Here is a 17682-nt window from a genome sequence, read left to right as displayed (position 1 = left end):
CTTATAATTAATAACCTGGGTTCTGAACTAAGTTTGGATTTGCAATTAAATCCGCAGTAGGAATCGGATAGATGTTACGGGTTTCAGCGATTGCTTTACCTGACTTATCACCGCCTTTGTATGGCCATAAATAGTTGCCACCAGTAAATCTGCCGTAACGTACCAGGTCAGTACGACGGTGACCTTCCCAGTATAGTTCTCTCGCACGCTCATCGATGAAGAAGTTTGTCGAGATGCTGTTTACATTACCAGAAGTATTGCCATAAGCACGGGTACGAAGCGCATTCACGTATGTGATGGCTTGTGCAGTTGTACCGCCGTTACCACCGCGGGCAACCGCTTCACCGTAGATCAGGTACTGCTCCGCAAGACGGAACAATGGGAAATCCACTGAACTGAATGTGCCGTTTAAAGATGGTGCTGCTTTACCTTGCGCATCTACGTTTCTGAACTTAGTTACTGCAAGACCGTCTGTAAACGTGCCGATCTCATCTACCGTAGCTTTCGTACCGAAGAACATTGCTCTTTTATCTGCAGTTCCTTTAGTATCCGGGAACAACGCGGGAAGATTCTGACGTGATCTGTTACCAGCCCATCCGCCATTCGGCACGCCAAATGATGCAGGATCCATTGCGGGGTTTACCGCTGCGTTGATCAGGTAAGTGGTACCACCGAAGTTTGTTCCTCTTAAACCATCATAGTTGATGGATAAAATTAATTCTGGGTTGTTTGTCTCGTTCGCATAGTTAAACAGGTCTTTGTATTCTGCTTTTAAAGCATAACCTGCATTTATTACTTTGCTGGAATACGTGATTGCTTCCGTGAATTTTGGAGTACCCGCATATACTTCAGCATTCAGATATACTCTCGCAAGTAAAGCCCATGCAGCGCCTTTGTCTGCACGACCGTATTCGTTTGCACGTGGCTCAGCCAGATCTGCTTCTATCGCCAACAACTCAGACTCTACGAATTTGAACAATTCCGGTCTGGTGATTTGTTTAGGTGGCGTTTTACCTATCGCATCTGCTTCGGTCACAAATGGTGGATTTCCAAAATTATCCATCAATACCCAGTACTGGAACGCTCTTAAGAAACGACCTTCAGCACGGTATCTTTGAATATCAGTCGCTTGCTGACCAGTAATACCACGCTCCGCTAATTTCTCAGGCGTGCTTTCACGTAAAAACTCGTTGATGAAAGTAATGTGGATTACGCTTCTTGAATACAAACCTCTAAGGAAAACGTTATCCGCTGCCCAGGTTGAGTTATCAAGTTCCGGAATACCAACATCACCCCAGGAACAAATCGCCTCGTCTGTTGGTAATTCCTGCGCTGTCCAGTAAAGTCTAAGGAAATCTGCAAAACCTGCATCCAATCCACCGATATCACTCGCGTCAGACCCTTGCGCACTGGTTAATGCGTAACCTGCGTAAAGTTTAGCAAGTCCATTTTTATAGCCTTCCGGAGTGTTGTAAACTTCTTTAGAAGTTACATCATTGGTTGGCGTTAAGTTGAAGTCTTCTTTCTTGCAAGCATTTAGTGACATGAGGAACAAGCCCGATAGCACTGCTATTTTATATAAATTTTTCATTTCTAATTTCTGATTAAAAACCAACATTTAAACCTAAGGTGTACGTTCTTGGTCTTGGATATAAATTGTAGTCAATACCTGAAGGTAATTCTGGATCTAAACCTTCGTAATCGCTGATCACGAATACATTCTGAACGTTTGCAGAAATACGTAAAGTAGTGTTTCTGTTTGCAGATAGCTTACCTACATTGTATGAAAGTCCTACGTTATCCATTTTCAGGAAAGAGGCATTTTTAATGTAGTAATCGCTCAAATACTGTACCTGGGTAAAGCCTGTGTTCAGGAAGTCTGAACCAGTGTTGTTCAGAATGCCACTTGGACTCAAAACATTGCTTCTGATACCTAAGTTAGAGCTTACGTTATCATATACATAGTTGCCGAAGTTTGCTCTCAAAACAGTGCTCACTGTCCATTTTTTGTAGCTCAATGCGGTGTTGAAACCTAATGTAAGTCTTGGATCAGGTGACTGGTAGAAGTATTGATCGCTGGTGTTGATCACACCATCTTCATTACGGTCTGCGTAAACACCTTCTAAAGGAAGACCATTTGAGTCATAAACTTGTTGGTAAACGAAGAATGCGCCTGGAACCTGGTTAACAGCATTGTATTTTAAGGTCGTACCGGTACCACCTGCGATGTTACCTGCTCCGATTTTAGATCCCGGATCTGGGTTAAGCGTCAGGTTGGTTACTTTTCTCTTGTTATAAGCAAGGTTGAATCCGAAGTCCCAGTTCAGGTTTTCTGACTGGATTGCTGCGAAGTTAATGTTCGCCTCAATACCTTTTACTTCCATGTTACCTACGTTTGTAGTCAACAAGTTACTGAAGTTTGTTCCTACCGGAATGTTGATGGTGCTTAAAAGATCTTTGGTTTCTTTATAGTAAGCATCTACGCTACCAGAGATTCTGCCACCAGCAAAACCATAGTCGATACCAGCATTGTAAGTGGTTGTCGATTCCCATCTCAAGTCAGGATCGTATGCCGCTGGTGTGTAGTAGTTATAGAAAACATTACCCAATTGGTACTGACCAGTGTTGCTGTTCGCGTAGTATTTAGCAAGGTAATCGTAGTTTCCGATACCGTCTTTGTTACCCGTCTGACCGTAGCTTAATCTAAGTTTCAAGTCCGAAAGCACTTTGCTGTCTTTAAGGAAGTTTTCACCGATCACTCTCCAGGTTAAACCTACAGAAGGGAAATAACCCCAACGGTTATCCTGCGAGAACTTCGAAGAAGCATCCGCACGCATGGTACCTGATAAGATATACTTATCATTCAAAGTATAAACTAACCTTCCATAGTAAGAAAGCAATTTGTTCTGCTCAACACCGAATGGGAAAACCGGAGTGGTTTGAACAGCACCAGTTGCACGGTAGCTTGGAAAATTGTAACCAGTCGTTGCATTGTCATAGTAACCGTAACCTGCAGTCGCATCAATACGGCTGATGCCTACGTTCTTTGCATAGTTCAAGTAGAACTCGGCAATTTTGTTGGTTTCTTCGCTCAAAGACTGAGATCTTGATCCTTCCGTTGCAAACGACTGTGCTGCAAATGTAGGGATGCTGATTCTGCCGTAACCTTTAGACACATCATAACCTAAGTTTAAGTTCGCGTGTAGTTCAGGCAAGAAATGGAAAGAGTAGTCTAAACGGATGTTACCGATACTTCTTTCTGTTTTACCGTTATTGTTGTTCAAACGGATTAAAGAAACCGGGTTTCTTGGCGCATTTGGATTTGGTACTGCACCTTGTGTCCACTCGAAGTAGTTACCAAATTGGTTGTCAGCGTAAACAGGTTGTGTTGGATCAAACTGGATTGCTGCAGCAATAGCACCGCTATTTGCGAAGTGACTGTTTGTTAATGATCCTTTTAAGTTTAAATCTACCTTTAAGTGGTTATCAAATAAAGTTGGGCTGATGGTAATTGCACCAGTAGCACGTTTTAAACGGTCTGTGATCAAAGTACCTTGCTGATCCAGGTAACCACCGGATACGCGGTAAGGCACACCCTGGAATTTACCAGCAATACTTAAGTTGTTATCTGTAGTAAAAGCATTCTGGTAAATCTCATCCTGCCAATCGGTGTTCGAAGCACCAAGTAAAGCTTTCTGCGTGTCATTACCATTTGCGTTCACATATTCGCGGAACTGTGCAGGAGAAAGTACATCTACTTTCTTCGCAACGGTTGCAATAGAGTTGTTGGTTACGAAGTTAATCTCTGGTGCACCTGAACCACCTTTCTTAGTGGTAATCAAGATAACACCGTTTGAAGCTCGTGAACCGTAAATTGCAGTTGCATTCGCATCTTTTAACACGGTGAAAGTTTCAATGTCATTCGGGTTGATCAATGCAAGCGGATTTGCAGCGTTACCAATAGAGTTGCCACTCAATGGTACACCGTCAATAACGATCAATGGATCATTACTTGCATTTAAGGATGCACCACCACGAATACGGATCACGCTACCACCACCTGGTGTACCGCCGTTGTTCACGATGTTTACACCAGCTACTTTACCCTGAATCAACTGCTCAGGTGTGGTAACTGTACCTTTTTGGAAATCCTTAGCCCCTACTGTTGTGATTGAACCAGTAAGGTTCTTTTTCTCAGCAGTACCGTAACCGATTACTACAACCTCATTCAGGTTCTGCGCGTCAGGCTTAAGGTTAATGTTTGTCGTTGTGTTACCAGAAATGGTTACCGCCTGATCAAAAGGGGTATAACCGATGTAACTTACGGTGATGGTCACCGCGCCGTTCGCCAATCCGGTGATACGGAAATTACCGTCCGGATCTGTAGAGGTACTTTTATTCAGACTCTTGATCTGAACCGAAGCACCTGGCAAACCCTGACCGGTTTCATCTAAAACTTTACCGGAAAGTGTACCGGTTTGTGCTTGTACTGTAACTGCTGCAAAAAGAAACAGCAACAGTAAGCAAGACTTCATGACGTAAAATACTTTCATATTTTGGACTCGTTTTTATGGTGATATATTTAGTTAACACTTAGTGTGTATACAATCGCAGTAAATTTACATTCAAGCATCAGAATTCAAAATTTTATACTAGAAATTATTTCTACGCAATATTTTATACGTCAAAACCGGGAAATTTTGAGCAGATGTACTTATTGTCAAATTTTAAAATCACACAAACAAACCTGCATTTGTTTGACCGTCAAAGCCTTACAAAATAAATAAGCAATACATGGTGTTAAACGTACACTAAGGCTAAAGCACGTGAAATTTCGGGAACGTTACCGGGATCGTTCCCGAAGAATAGGCGACATATTTCTGAACCCGGGATTTTCAGCCCCGAAATTCTGCGCGTTTTCCGATTTTCGGCAATAAAGTTTGTCGATTTCTTAACCTAAAAAGACCAATTTCTTAATCAGGATTTAAGTGCTGTAGAGTTCCTTTTCACCAGCGTTGAGTCCAGCACAATCTGGCAGTTCAGGTCGACCGTTTCAGGTGCTTCAAGCAGCTTGAACAAAAGCAGTGCTGCTTCAATTCCGATCTTGGTTGCAGGCTGTGTAATGGTCGTAAGTGATGGATTCAGAAGTGGTGCAATCTCCAGACTGGAGAAGCCGATAACCTTCAGATCATTAGGAATGGAAATGTTGAGGTCGTAACAGGCATAGTAGGTTGCAAAAGCCAGACGTTCTACCGATGTAAATACACCGTCGGGTTTAACCTTGCTTAGCATATTCTTCAGAATGGTGTTGTTCTTACGGTAGCTGTTGGTGCAATCAATAACCAGCTTATCATCATAAGGGATGTTAAATTCCTCCAGTGCATCCAGGTAACCCTGCATCCTGGTTTTACCAATAGAAAGGTTCTTGTTGATCACCAGGTAAGCAATACGGGTACAACCCTGCTTAATCAGGTGCTTTGCTGCAGAGAAGCTGCTGTTGTAGTCATTGGTGATTACCCTCGGCGTAATGATATCTTCATACACCCTGTCGAAGAACACCAGTGGCAAGCGTTTTTCCGCAAGCTCGTCCAGGTAGGTATGGTCGTTCGCTTCGCCAGAAACCGACATGATGATGCCATCTGCCCGGCCGTTATGCAAGTGGCGGATAAAAGACACCTCTTTTTCATATTCATCTTCGGTAGCGAAGATCAGGATATGGTAGCCTTTTTCGCGCGCAACGCGCTCAATACCATGAATGGCTTGTGAGAAGAAGTTATTGGCAAGTTCCGGAACGATAACGGCGATGGTTCTGCTACGCTGCTCGCGCAGATTACTCGCATAATGGTTGGGCTGGTAGTTTAATTCCTTTGCCTTCGCCAGAATACGCTCTTTTGTAGCCTTGTTGATATCGCTGTTATCTCTGAACGCCCTGGAAACGGTAGATGTAGATAGGTTTAACGACTTAGCAAGTTCTTTTATATTGATGTTATGCATGGTCCATAAAGGCTGTTATTTTTTTCGCTCTGTAGTGTAGCGAACCAGCTGCTCCAAACCCGTACGGGCCTCACCTGCTTCAAAGGTGTAAAGGATGTCGAAGGCTTCCTGCTGGTATTCCAGCATTTTCTGATTCGCATAGTGCACCCCTTCCTTGGCATTTACAAAGTCGATGATCTCCGCAATCTTCTTCGGATCATCCTGATGGTTCTTCACCAGGTTAATGATCCGCTTCTTCTCAGACCGGTCTGCACGGTTCAGTGCATAGATCAGTGGAAGTGTCACCTTCTTTTCTTTGATGTCAATGCCAAGAGGTTTCCCTACATTGTCGGTACCGAAGTCAAAAGTATCATCTTTTATCTGAAAGGCAATACCCACTTTTTCACCAAATAACCGCATTTTTTCAACTGTCGCCTCGTCCGCGCCGGCCGATGCTGCACCGCATGCACAGCATGAAGCGATAAGTGATGCCGTCTTCTGCCGGATGACGTCGAAGTACAGGCTTTCACTGATATCCATCTTCCGCACCTTTTCAATCTGCAGCAACTCCCCTTCGCTCATCTGCTTCACAGCTTCTGAAACGATCTGAAGCAATCTGAACTCATTGTTGTTCACGGATAGCAATAAACCTTTCGCCAGCAGGTAGTCGCCCACCAGTACTGCAATTTTATTCTTCCACAAAGCGTTGATAGAGAAAAAGCCCCGGCGCTCATAAGCGTTATCCACCACATCATCATGCACGAGTGTAGCGGTATGCAACAACTCCACTAGCGCTGCACCCCGATGGGTAGATTCCAGGATCCCGCCGCAAAGTTTGGCGGCAAAAAAAACAAACATAGGCCTGATCTGCTTCCCTTTGCGCTTAACAATATAATGGGTAATGCGATCTAAAAGCGGGGCATCACTGTGCATGGAAGCTTTGAATTTCTCTTCAAAGGCACTGATATCCGCAGCTATAGGTTGTTTAATTTGATTTATTCCCGGCATTCAGGTGTTGAAATGTTTGTGCAAACTTAGCTAAAATCATTTATATGCCCGCCTTAATTCCCGACAACCGCCGTAGCGCGCAGGATTTAAGCAGTGCCCAGCCGGATTTTAGCTTTGCAGGCTCCTGATGTGCTCGAAGATCTGCACCGCATGCACCCTCGAGTTTTCGATAAACCACTTATGGGTGTCCATACCGCCGCAAACCACACCGGCAAGGTAAAAACCTTTCGTACTGCTTTCCATGGTCTCTGGGTTGTAAACCGGACAATTCGCCGCATCTCCCGATAGCTCCAGGCCAAGATTCTTCAGCAGTTTGAAATCAGGCGTATAACCTGTGGTGGCTATCACGAAATCATTCTCCAGCACCACCGGTCCCTCCGGCGTATCGATGTGTACCGATTCCGGTTCTATCGATCGCAGCGTAGATTCGTAGTAAACTTTAATCTCGCCTTCTTTGATCCGGTTCTCAATATCCGGACGCACCCAGTATTTAACATAAGACCCAATCTCCTTTCCACGGATCACCAGCGTGACCTGTGCCCCCTTCCGGTAAGTCTCCAGTGCGGCATCAATGGAGGAGTTATTTGCACCGACCACCACCACGCGCTGAAATGCATACAGGTGCGGATCTTTATAATAATGGGTAACCTTAGGTAAATCTTCTCCGGGGATGTTCATCAATACGGGCACATCATAGAAGCCTGTTGATACAATTACGTACTTGGTACGGTAGTTCCGCTTCGCGGTCTGGATGTCAAACAAGCCATCTGCGGCTTTTTCAACTTTCTCCACGCGCTCAAACAGATGGATGTTCAGCGAGAACTTTTCCGCCACCCGGCGATAATATTCTACCGCCTCATTCCGGTTTGGCTTGGGATTGATACTTACAAATGGCACATCACCGATCTCCAGGCGCTGGGAAGTGGAAAAGAAGGTCATGAACACGGGATAGTTGTACAAACTATTCACCAGTGCCCCTTTCTCGACAATCACGTAACTTAAACCTGCTTTCTTCGCTTCTATCGCACATGCCATCCCAATCGGACCGGCACCTATAATCAGGACATCGTAATCTACCATATGTTTTTTAACTGTTCATGGCTTTAGAGGGACAAGCAAAATCTGTCCGCTGTAAGCCTGTATTTTTTAAAGCAGCATAGCCACCGGCGATATCAATCACATCCTCCACACCTCTTGCTTTCAGAATGGAAGCGGCAATCATCGAACGGTAACCACCTGCACAGTGGATGAAATATTGCGCTCCTGGCTTCACTTCATGGGTCCAGTCGTTGATGTAGTCCAATGGCCGTGCCAGTGTCATCTCCAGGTGTTCCGAAGCGTACTCCCCAGGCTTGCGCACGTCCAGTACGTTAACCGAAGGATCAGATGCAGCAATGCTTTCAAATTCCGTAGCCGAAATGGACGTAATGGTATCCACATCGCGACCGCTAGCCTTCCACGCATCCATACCGCCTTCCAGGTAACCAATTGTATTGTCGTAACCTACCCGGCTCAGGCGCGTAATTGCTTCTTCCGCTTTGTCTGCCTCCGTAACCAGGAGAATCGGCTGCTGAAGGTCCGTGATCAGACTGCCCACCCAGGGCGCAAACTGCCCACCCAGGCCAATGTTTATAGCAGAAGGTATAAAACCTTTAGCAAACACCTGCGGATCGCGTACGTCAAGAATCAGTGCGCCAGTTTCATTGGCCATCATTTCAAACACCTCCGGTGTAAGTGCCTGCAGTCCTTTTTCCATCACTTGTTCAAAACGCGCGTAACCTTGCTTGTTAATTGCCGCGTTCTTAGCAAAGTATTGTGGCGGCGGCAAAATGCCATCCGTTACCTCGCGTATAAAGCTTTCCTTATCGGCAGCTTTTAAGGCATAGTTCACCTGCTTCTGGTTACCCAAAGTATCAAAGGTTTCCTTGCTCATGTTTTTACCACAGGCAGAACCTGCACCATGTGCCGGATACACCAATACGTCATCTGGCAGCACCAATATTTTACTGTGCAAAGAATCGTATAAGGTACCTGCCATATCTGCTGCAGTAAGTTCCCCTTGCTGCGCAAGATCGGGCCTGCCAACGTCACCGATAAACAAAGTATCACCAGTGAAGATGCAATATGGTTTTCCCGATGCATCCTTCAAAAGATAAGTGGTCGATTCCGGGGTATGCCCCGGCGTATGCAGTACAGAAATGGTAATGTCTCCAATTTGAAACACCTCGCCGTCTTCCGCGATATGTGCTTTAAAGTTCGTCTCTGCAGTCGGGCCGTAAACAATAGCTGCATTTGCGCGCAGCGCCAGATCCACATGCCCGGACACGAAGTCGGCATGAAAATGCGTTTCGAAAATATACTTGATCTTCGCGTTGTCTTTCTCTGCGCGCTGCAGATAAGCATCAACTTCCCGCAGCGGATCGATGATCGCAGCTTCCCCATTGCTCTCAATGTAGTAAGCCGCCTCTGCAAGACATCCGGTATAAATCTGTTCTATTTTCATGGTTGTTTCTTTATTATAATAATGTCCCTGATTATTGCTCATTTAGTCTATAGATACCTAGATCACACCCGTTCTGCTCAGTTCTCCGCGCAGCGATTGCTCCATCAATGTGCGTAGTTCTGCTTTATCCAGGTCTTTGCCCAGCAAGAACATCAGCTTAGTTATGGTGGCCTCGAATGTCATGTCATACCCGCACAAGATGCCCATCTGCTGCAGCCGCCTGCTTGTTTCATATTTTCCAAGCTCCACAGACCCACCCTGGCACTGCGAAATGTCGACTATGATCTTGCCGTGATCTGCAGCTTCCTGCAGGCAATTCAAAAACCACGGTGCCGTACTCGTATTTCCAGAGCCAAAAGTCTCCAGTACAATGGCATCCAGCGTAGAGGTCGTAATGGCCTCCACCGCTTGCTTGCTAATCCCGGGGTACAATTTCAGTACACCGATATTTGTATTCAGTTTATCGTTAATCCGCAGTTCTGCTTTTGAAGGCTTCTGTATGTAATTGTTAAAAAACGTGAGCTGCACGCCAGCTTCCGCGAGTTTCGGGTAGTTGGGCGAACGGAATGCTTCAAACTTCTCAGAGTTGTATTTGATCGCGCGGTTTCCGCGGAAGAGCTGGTAGTCGAAACAAATACAAACCTCCGGCACCCTTGCTGCCCCATTTTTCTTGGTGGCGGCAATTTCAAGTGCGGTAATCAGGTTCTCCTTCGCATCGGTACGAATCTCCCCAATCGGTAGCTGCGAGCCGGTCAACACCACAGGCTTCGCCAGATTCTCCAGCATAAAACTCAATGCGGAAGCCGTGTAAGCCATGGTATCGGAGCCATGTAGAACGACAAAGCCGTCAAATGCATGGTAGTTCTTTTCAATGATACGAACCAGTTCAACCCAAACGGAAGCGTCCATATTGGAGGAGTCCAGAATGGGATCAAAAGAATGAACCTCCAGGTCGTAGTTCAGACGCGCAAGCTCGGGTACGTTCTGCTGGATCTGTCCAAAATCAAAAGGTATTAAAGTCCCGCTATGCGGATCATTAACCATTCCAATGGTACCGCCGGTATAGATGATCAGAATTTTCGTCATCTGTGGTTAAACGTTAAATATTTTACGTGAATTCGCTGTTGTTATTTCGGCAACTTCTTCAAGCGGGCGCTGATAAATCTCTGCTACTTTCTTTGCAATATGGATCAGGTAGCTGCTCTCATTCGGTTTACCTCTAAAGGGTACCGGTGCCAGATACGGGCTGTCAGTTTCCAGCACCAGGTGTTCCAGCGGAACGTCATATAACACCAGATCCAGGCCTGCCTTTTTGTAGGTCAGCACGCCCCCAATACCCAGGTAAAAACCCAGGTCTATACAGCGTTTTGCCTGCTCCAGATTCCCGGTAAAGCAATGTAGGATGCCGAATAACTTTTCATCTTTATGCTGCTCCAGCACTTCAAACACTTCATCAAATGCTTCGCGGCAATGGATCACAATGGGTAAGCCCATCTCCTTCGCCCAGCCTATCTGTTCGGCAAATGCCTCCTGCTGATATTTCAAAGTGCTTTTATCCCAGTGCAGATCAATCCCGATTTCCCCGATTGCATAGATCTTCCTTGCAGGGATGCTGGCTTTAATCTCCGCCAGTACCGTAGCATAATCTTCAGAAACCTCACAAGGGTGTAAACCCGACATGGCGAAACAATTCTCCGGGTAGCGGCTTACCAACTCATCAATCCTGCTGATGGATGCAACATCTACATTTGGCAGAAAAAGGCGGTGTATGCCCTGATCAAAACAACGTTGAAGCAATGCCGCCTGCTTTACTTCATCCGTTTCATAATATAAATGGGTATGCGTATCTGTTAAAAGCATGAAACAAAGCTAACAAAAAAAGAGGGCCACTTTTCAGGGCCCTCTTCTAATCACCGTAAAAATGATTCAGATATTACATGCTATTTATGTGTTTTTTCAGTCGAGAACGAATAAGGGAAATCTGCCTCGTTAGTACCTCTTTTCTTGTTTGGCGTTGCCGTCATGTTGAAATCAAGTACCGCACCTTTCAGCAGATCGGTGTGGTTTAACCAGTTTTTCGAGTATGGCTTACCATTAACTTTCAGCGATTCTACATAACGGTTATCGTCACTGTTCTTCGGCGCATTGATCACCACGGTCTTACCGTTTTCCAGTGTCAGCGTAACCTTCTTAAACAATGGCGCACCCAGTACATACTCGTTAACAGCAGGCGTTACCGGATAGAAGCCCATGGATGAGAATACATACCATGCAGAGGTTTGTCCGTTATCCTCATCACCACAATAACCATCAGGTGTTGCAGCATACATTCTGTTCATGGTCTCTCTAACCCAATATTGCGTTTTCCATGGTGCACCACCGTAGTTGTACAGGTAAATCATGTGCTGGATCGGCTGGTTACCGTGTGCATACTGACCCATGTTTGCGATCTGCATTTCACGAATCTCATGGATCACCCCACCGTAAGCACTCTCATCAAATACCGGTGGTAAAGAGAATACAGAATCCAGTTTCATCACAAACTTGTCCTTGCCACCCATAAGTTTCGACAATCCTGCTACGTCATGGAATACAGACCAGGTATAGTGCCAGCTGTTACCTTCGGTAAATGCACCACCCCATTTAAATGGACTGAATGGCGACTGGAAACTACCGTCTTTATTTTTACCACGCATTAAACCAGATGATGGATCAAACAGGTTTTTGTAGTTCATACTGCGTTTAGCATAGATGCCGATTTCACTTTCTGGTTTGCCCAATGCACGACCAAGGTTGTAGATCGCGAAGTCATCGTATGCATACTCCAGCGTTTTTGCTGCATTCTCATGAATTCCAGCATCAAATGGCACGTAGCCAAGCTCGTTGTAGAACTTCACGCCATCACGACCAACCGCAGCCATCGGACCTGTATTGTTCGCGCCTTTTTTCAAGGCTTCCCATAAGGTCTCGATGTCATAACCGCGAAGTCCTTTGATGTAAGCATCACTCACTACGGAAGCGGAGTTGTTACCAACCATAATGTTGGCATAAGATGGACTGCTCCATTCAGGCAACCAACCACCTTCTTTGTAATCATTGATCAGACCTTCCTGCATCTCTTTGTTGATGGAAGGATAAACCAGGTTCAGGAATGGGTATAAGGCACGGAAAGTATCCCAGAAGCCAGTACCGGCGAACATATATCCCGGAAGCACTTTACCATTGTATGGGCTCCAGTGTACAATCTTATTGTTTGCATCAATCTCATACAGTTTGTTCGGGAAGAACACAGTACGGTATAAGGTCGAGTAGAAAGTACGTGTCTGGTCAATGGTACCACCTTCAACATTAATTCTGCTTAAGGTTTTGTTCCAGATGGCTTTAGCCTTTGCTTTCGTTGCATCAAAGTTGTCGTTCGCCAACTCACGCTTTAAGCTGATGTCTGCCTGCTCAAAGCTGATGAATGAAGAAGCGATTCTTGCAACCACCTGCTCACCTTTTTTGGTGTTAAAACCAACAACGGCACCAACGTGATCACTTTCAATCTCCAGTCCGTCTTTAAGATCTTTCTTGCTCCATGTTTTCGACAACTTGAAATCTTTGTCGAAGTACATCACAAAGTAGTTCTTGAAGTTTTCCGGAAGTGGTCCTCTGGCAAACTTCTTGGTATAACCGATGATCTTTCTTTCAGAAGGGATAATCTTGATGTAAGATCCCTTATCAAGTGCATCGATAACGATATAAGCACTATCTGTTTTTGGGAAAGTAAACCTGAATTGTGCCGCACGTTCTGTTGGCGTGATTTCAGTGGTTACATCCGCATCTGCAAGATATACGCTGTAGTAGTAAGGTGTAGATTTCTCTGCTTTATGGCTAAACCAGCTTGCGCGTTCGTCCTGATCAAATCTCAATTTTCCGGTTACCGGCATAATTGCAAACTGACCATAGTCATTCATCCATGGTGATGGCTGGTGCGTTTGTTTAAAGCCGCGGATTTTGTCAGCATCATAGGTGTAGGTCCAGCCATCCCCCATTTTACCGGTTTGTGGTGTCCAGAAGTTCATGCCCCATGGTACGGCTACTGCCGGATAGGTATTTCCGTTAGACAAAGAAGGTTTTGATTGCGTACCCATCAATGGGTTCACGTAATCTACCGGGCTTGTGATTTTACCCGTGGTCTGTGCCTGGGTAAAACTTGCGCCCAGTAACAGCAAGGCTGTAAATACTTTTTTCATACAATTGATATTAGGATTTCATTTTTAATATTACGTTAGATCTTTGGGTTCTTTACATAGTCTGCCCAAAGTCCATCAAGATCTTTTCCGGTCAGCTTCTTCCAGATTTCCGGTGTATAGCTGTGGTCGCGTAAACTCGCATCCACCGTTTTGATTACCCCTGCTTTCACATGCTGCTCTATCCAATGGAAGAACCTTGCCGTAATGCGGTAACTGTTTTTATAATGATGTTCTGGTTTCAGCTCCGGCAATGCCCATTTTGCACCAGCATTGTCAATACCGAATTTAAATCTTGCATAATCTGCAATACCTTCGGTAAGCCATCCCGGACCAACGCTATTGCCATAGTCCTGCACAATGTGCATCACCTCGTGGGTAACCACATCAATATCTTCCGGATGTTTGTCCATCCAAATGGAGCTGTACACCACCTGGCCGTTCGATGTTGCTGCTACACCCTTATAAGCAGTATCCACAAGGAAACTTACCTTCTTCAGGGTCTTCGGATTGTATGCCTGTGCTAATTTCGGGTACACTTCAAAGAACGTGCTGATCAGCCTTTGCTTCAAAGCTGGGTCCAACGCGGCGTAGTTACTCTCGAAGGTTAATTCATAGCCCTTCTTCTTAATTACCTCCGGTTTTTGCTGCGCATGCAGGGAAATTGCGCCCATCAGTGTGCCAAGGGCAAGTAAGCTAAGCTGTTTTGCTACTTTGTTCATTCTGTTTTTAATTTAACCAGCATGCTGGTTGTTGTTATTTTATTTGGGGGATTATTTGACTGCAGTTAAGGAGAAGGGCTTGTCTTCGCTAAGCATTCCTCTGCCGGTATTTGGCTTCGGACCCATCTCGAAGATCAGGGTTCCTCCATTCACAATGTCCGCATGGCGGATGAAGTTCTTTGTATAAGGCTTTCCATTCAAGGTCGCCGATTGGATGTACACATTCTCCTTGTTATTGCCATTGGCCAGCACTGTAAAGGTTTTTCCGTTCTCCAGCTTGATGCTGGTTTTTTCAAAAGCGGGACTGCCAAACACATACTCATCCACGCCCGGTGTTACGCTGTAAAAACCCAGCGCGCTTAACACGTACCAGGAAGAAGTCTGCCCCTGGTCTTCATCTCCCGGGTAGCCATTTTCTGTCGCGTCGTATAATTTCGCCATCACATTGCGGGCATGGTATTGTGCCTTCCAAGGCTCATTGGCGTAGTTGTACAGATAAACCATGTGTTGGATCGGCTGGTTCCCATGTGCATACTGCCCCATGTTGGCCATTACCATCTCTGTCATTTCATGGATCATGCCGCCGTAAGTGCCCGTTTTCACGGTGTTCGGCCCACTGAATACGGAATCCAGTTTGTTGGTGAAAGCCTTGTTACCACCCATGAGGTTGATTAAACCCTCCGTATCCTGAAAAACGGACCATTGGTAATGCCACGCATTACCTTCGGTAAACGGGCCACCCCACTCTACAGGATCGAAATTCTTCGTCCATTGCCCGTCAACATCGCGGCCACGCATAAAACCCGACGATTTATCGTAAACGTTGCGGTAGTTGTACATGTTGCGACTGAAAACATCAGCAAAAAACGAGTTATTGGTTTGTGTTGCCAGCTGGTAGCCACAGAAATCATCATAGGCATACTCCAGCGTTTTGGCGGTTGCCTCCCGGTATTTCGGGTAAGGCACATAGCCAATTTGATAATATTCTTTCCAGCCATCGCGCCCATTTGCCGGGCCCCAAGGACCTTTATTATTGGCCTCATGCTGATAAGCCTTCAAGGCGCGTTCCGGATCGAAGGTTCTGATGCCTTTCACCCAAGCATCCGCAAAAAGACTGATGGCATGGTTGCCGATCATACTGCCGGCTTCGCTCGGAAAGGACCAGGACGGCAACCAGCCACACTGATCGTAAGCATCAAGCATGGCATTCATGTAGCGCCCATGCATTTCCGGGTGCAGCATGGCATTCAGCGGAAACTGCGCACGGAAGGTATCCCAGAAACCGGTGTCCGTAAACATATAACCCTGGTGTACTTTGCCGTCGTAAGGACTGAAATAGTATGGCTGCCCTTTTTCATCCAGTTCATAGAACTTCCTGGAGAAGAGACTTGCACGAAAGAAGCAGGAGTAGAAAGTCGCCTTGTCGGCTTCTGTTCCACCTTCCACTTGTATTTTACCTAAGGACGCATTCCAAACTGCCGCTGCTTTTGCCTGCGTTTGTTCAAGCTTTTTTGCTGCGCCAAGTTCTCTGGAAAGGTTAAGCTCGGCCTGTGCCGCACTGATGTAAGAGGAGGCGACTTTCACTTGCACGGTACTACCCGCTGCAAATTCAAGCCATGCGCCTTTACCAAGACCTTCCGCAGTTGTGGAATCTGCATGTACGGTTTGCTTCCGGTTCTCCCAGGTGCCAAACTTTTTGATCGGCTGATCAAAAAACATGACAAAAAAACTCTTAAAACCTGGTTTGAAGCCACGGCCATTATTCACGTAGCCGCTGATCTTTCTTTTTTTCGCATCAATGGTCACACCACTGATGTTCGTATAGCCATCAAGCACCAGAAAACCCTTACGCCCCTTAGGATAGCTGAAGCGCAAATGTGCACCACGCTCGGTGGGCGCGATCTCGGTACTGATCTGATTCTGAAATTTCACTTTGTAGTAGTCCGGGCGGGCAACTTCATCGGCATGGCTGAAAGCAAGTTCTCTTGCATTTTCATCCACCTGCAATTGGTCTATGCCCGGCATTAAAGAGAAAACGGCGTAATCGTTGGTCCAACTGCTGCACTGGTGTGCCTGCTGAAAGCCGCGGATTTTGTCTTTGAAGTACTGGTACTTCCAGCCATCCCCGTTGCGCCCCGTTTGCGGGGTCCAGGTGTGCATGCCAAAAGGCAATGCCGTAGTTGGATAAGTGTTCCCACGCGTGAGCTCATGTTTGGAGTTGGTGCCTTGCAAAGTATTTACATACCGCACTAAGTCCTGCTGCTGCGCATAGCCCGCAGCAGATAATCCAAGAAGCAAAGCAACAAAAACAGACTTCAATTTCATACGCGTTTATCTTAAATTCAACTCGCCTGCACCAGCGAAGCCCAACAGCTCGCGGCACCAATCAGCGATGCATCTTCTTTTAATTCCGCAATCTTTATTACCACTGGCCTTGCACTTCCCTGCAGCTGCTCAAGCAATGCCGGCATGAACAAAGCATGTGCATTGGAGATGTTACCCCCCAACACCACCGTTTCCAGCTGCTGTGCCTCCAGAAAAGGAAGCAGGAACTCGCCCAAATGCTTTCCAAATTCCTGAAAGATCTGACGTTTAACCATTGCCTCGGTACGCAGATCGGCAAGATCCTTCACGCCCGAGATGGTCTTTCCAGTCAGCTCCTGATACCGCGAAACAAACCAGCGGGTAGACAGGTAATCTTCAGCAATGCCTCCCTTGAATGGTGAGTCCCAGAGTGCAGCATCAACTGCAACCCCATCCGCACAATAAGAAGCACCTAACCCAGTGCCCAGTGTTAATCCGATAACCTTTTGTTTGTCTCTGGCCGCTCCGCCAAAGACTTCGCCCTGTAGGAAGCTGGCTGCGTCATTGATGAACCGGATGTTTCCCGGTTCAACCTGCAGGCGCTTCGCCAGCTCATCTTTTATATTTACCTGGTATAAGTTCTGGAATTTCGGCTGGTCTTTGATCAGCGATATGCCATGGTCGTAATCGAAAGGGCCCGGCATGGCAATCCCAAGGTGTGCTTCTGTCCCCTGGGCGCGACCCTGTACCGAATCAATCAAGGCACACCAGGTATTTAAAATTTCTTCTGCATTCAGGTTGGCGTCTACCGCCGTTCGTAAGGTTGATCCCGCTATGATACTTCTACTTTCCAGGTCTACCATGGCCGCTGTAATGTGCGACCCTCCTATATCAATGCCTAATGCAACCATATGTTATTCAATGTTATGATGTCTCCTTT

The 17682-nt window shown here is 46.1% G+C and carries 12 protein-coding genes; all 12 read right to left on the bottom strand.

Annotated features, from left to right (window positions below; genetic code table 11):
• Positions 1–7: 7 nt before the first annotated feature.
• The 12 genes from IEW69_RS07055 to IEW69_RS07000 all read right to left on the bottom strand — a co-directional run bounded on the left by IEW69_RS07055 (position 8) and on the right by IEW69_RS07000 (position 17653).
• On the bottom strand, positions 8–1591 hold the full coding sequence (locus tag IEW69_RS07055) for a RagB/SusD family nutrient uptake outer membrane protein (protein ID WP_188626142.1): 1584 nt from the start codon (positions 1589–1591) through the stop codon (positions 8–10).
• Positions 1592–1604: 13 nt separating this feature from the next.
• Positions 1605–4553, bottom strand: coding sequence for a SusC/RagA family TonB-linked outer membrane protein (locus IEW69_RS07050; RefSeq protein ID WP_188626141.1), 2949 nt, complete (start codon positions 4551–4553; stop codon positions 1605–1607).
• Between the two features lie 424 nt (positions 4554–4977).
• On the bottom strand, positions 4978–5994 hold the full coding sequence (locus IEW69_RS07045) for a LacI family DNA-binding transcriptional regulator (protein WP_188626140.1): 1017 nt from the start codon (positions 5992–5994) through the stop codon (positions 4978–4980).
• Between the two features lie 15 nt (positions 5995–6009).
• A complete protein-coding gene (locus IEW69_RS07040; protein ID WP_188626139.1) occupies positions 6010–6981 on the bottom strand; it encodes a polyprenyl synthetase family protein in 972 nt (323 codons plus the stop codon).
• A 108-nt stretch (positions 6982–7089) separates the two neighbouring features.
• On the bottom strand, positions 7090–8061 hold the full coding sequence (locus IEW69_RS07035; RefSeq protein WP_188626138.1) for a YpdA family putative bacillithiol disulfide reductase: 972 nt from the start codon (positions 8059–8061) through the stop codon (positions 7090–7092).
• Between the two features lie 7 nt (positions 8062–8068).
• Complete coding sequence (locus IEW69_RS07030) at positions 8069–9484, bottom strand: MBL fold metallo-hydrolase (RefSeq protein WP_188626137.1); 1416 nt, start codon at positions 9482–9484, stop codon at positions 8069–8071.
• 57 nt (positions 9485–9541) lie between these two features.
• Complete coding sequence (locus IEW69_RS07025) at positions 9542–10570, bottom strand: asparaginase (RefSeq protein WP_188626136.1); 1029 nt, start codon at positions 10568–10570, stop codon at positions 9542–9544.
• 6 nt (positions 10571–10576) lie between these two features.
• Positions 10577–11344 carry a TatD family hydrolase gene (locus IEW69_RS07020; RefSeq protein ID WP_188626135.1) on the bottom strand — a complete coding sequence of 256 codons (768 nt, stop codon included), beginning with the start codon at positions 11342–11344 and terminating at the stop codon, positions 10577–10579.
• Between the two features lie 80 nt (positions 11345–11424).
• Positions 11425–13719, bottom strand: coding sequence for a GH92 family glycosyl hydrolase (locus tag IEW69_RS07015; protein WP_188626134.1), 2295 nt, complete (start codon positions 13717–13719; stop codon positions 11425–11427).
• 35 nt (positions 13720–13754) lie between these two features.
• Complete coding sequence (locus IEW69_RS07010) at positions 13755–14438, bottom strand: basic secretory protein-like protein (protein ID WP_188626133.1); 684 nt, start codon at positions 14436–14438, stop codon at positions 13755–13757.
• Between the two features lie 51 nt (positions 14439–14489).
• Positions 14490–16763: a GH92 family glycosyl hydrolase gene (locus IEW69_RS07005; protein ID WP_188626132.1), complete on the bottom strand. Its 2274-nt coding sequence runs from the start codon at positions 16761–16763 to the stop codon at positions 14490–14492.
• 17 nt (positions 16764–16780) lie between these two features.
• Positions 16781–17653, bottom strand: a complete 873-nt coding sequence (locus tag IEW69_RS07000) for an ROK family protein (protein ID WP_188626131.1) — start codon at positions 17651–17653, stop codon at positions 16781–16783.
• Positions 17654–17682 lie beyond the last annotated feature (29 nt).

Source organism: Pedobacter quisquiliarum, from assembly GCF_014642175.1.
GTDB classification, from domain to species: domain Bacteria; phylum Bacteroidota; class Bacteroidia; order Sphingobacteriales; family Sphingobacteriaceae; genus Pedobacter; species Pedobacter quisquiliarum.
The sequence above is the reverse complement of the archived record's forward strand: the minus strand, read 5'-3'. Positions and strand labels throughout refer to the sequence as shown.

What these genes read in the sequence shown, in the direction of transcription:
- IEW69_RS07000 (WP_188626131.1), bottom strand. Translation starts at nt 17,653, where the DNA reads ATGGTTGCATTAGGCATTGATATAGGAGGGTCGCACATTACAGCGGCC.
- IEW69_RS07035 (WP_188626138.1), bottom strand. Translation starts at nt 8,061, where the DNA reads ATGGTAGATTACGATGTCCTGATTATAGGTGCCGGTCCGATTGGGATG.
- IEW69_RS07030 (WP_188626137.1), bottom strand. Translation starts at nt 9,484, where the DNA reads ATGAAAATAGAACAGATTTATACCGGATGTCTTGCAGAGGCGGCTTAC.
- IEW69_RS07025 (WP_188626136.1), bottom strand. Translation starts at nt 10,570, where the DNA reads ATGACGAAAATTCTGATCATCTATACCGGCGGTACCATTGGAATGGTT.
- IEW69_RS07055 (WP_188626142.1), bottom strand. Translation starts at nt 1,591, where the DNA reads ATGAAAAATTTATATAAAATAGCAGTGCTATCGGGCTTGTTCCTCATG.
- IEW69_RS07045 (WP_188626140.1), bottom strand. Translation starts at nt 5,994, where the DNA reads ATGCATAACATCAATATAAAAGAACTTGCTAAGTCGTTAAACCTATCT.
- IEW69_RS07040 (WP_188626139.1), bottom strand. Translation starts at nt 6,981, where the DNA reads ATGCCGGGAATAAATCAAATTAAACAACCTATAGCTGCGGATATCAGT.
- IEW69_RS07005 (WP_188626132.1), bottom strand. Translation starts at nt 16,763, where the DNA reads ATGAAATTGAAGTCTGTTTTTGTTGCTTTGCTTCTTGGATTATCTGCT.
- IEW69_RS07050 (WP_188626141.1), bottom strand. Translation starts at nt 4,553, where the DNA reads ATGAAAGTATTTTACGTCATGAAGTCTTGCTTACTGTTGCTGTTTCTT.
- IEW69_RS07020 (WP_188626135.1), bottom strand. Translation starts at nt 11,344, where the DNA reads ATGCTTTTAACAGATACGCATACCCATTTATATTATGAAACGGATGAA.
- IEW69_RS07010 (WP_188626133.1), bottom strand. Translation starts at nt 14,438, where the DNA reads ATGAACAAAGTAGCAAAACAGCTTAGCTTACTTGCCCTTGGCACACTG.
- IEW69_RS07015 (WP_188626134.1), bottom strand. Translation starts at nt 13,719, where the DNA reads ATGAAAAAAGTATTTACAGCCTTGCTGTTACTGGGCGCAAGTTTTACC.